Source organism: Chromobacterium sp. S0633 (assembly GCF_024158805.1).
In the GTDB taxonomy this organism is placed as follows: Bacteria; Pseudomonadota; Gammaproteobacteria; order Burkholderiales; family Chromobacteriaceae; genus Chromobacterium.
Window position 1 is genome coordinate 1 of record NZ_JAMZGH010000133.1, and the last position, 554, is coordinate 554.

The window sequence follows — 554 nt, forward strand, 5'->3', positions numbered from 1 at the left end:
GACTACTCCCAGATCGACAGCGCGCCGGAAGAGAAGGCTCGTGGTATTACCATTAATACCGCTCACGTAGAATACGAAACCGAGTCCCGTCACTACGCTCACGTAGACTGCCCGGGTCACGCCGACTACGTTAAGAACATGATTACCGGTGCTGCCCAGATGGACGGCGCTATCCTGGTGTGCTCGGCCGCTGACGGTCCGATGCCGCAAACCCGCGAACACATCCTGCTGTCCCGTCAGGTTGGCGTTCCGTACATCATCGTGTTCCTGAACAAGGCCGACCTGGTGGACGACGCTGAGTTGCTGGAACTGGTTGAAATGGAAGTTCGCGATCTGCTGTCTTCCTACGACTTCCCGGGCGACGACACCCCGGTGGTGATCGGCTCCGCTCGTCTGGCGCTGGAAGGCGACCAGTCCGAATACGGCGAACCGGCCATCTTCAAGCTGGCTGCTGCTCTGGACTCCTACATCCCGACTCCGGAACGCGCCATCGACAAGCCGTTCCTGCTGCCGATCGAAGACGTGTTCTCGATCTCCGGCCGCGGCACCGTGGT

General features: G+C 60.3%; 1 protein-coding gene. It reads left to right on the forward strand.

The features are described 5' to 3' along the window. Window positions 1–554 (forward strand): GTP-binding protein (locus tag NK214_RS24940; protein WP_256477565.1); only part of this gene is annotated, 554 nt, incomplete at both ends.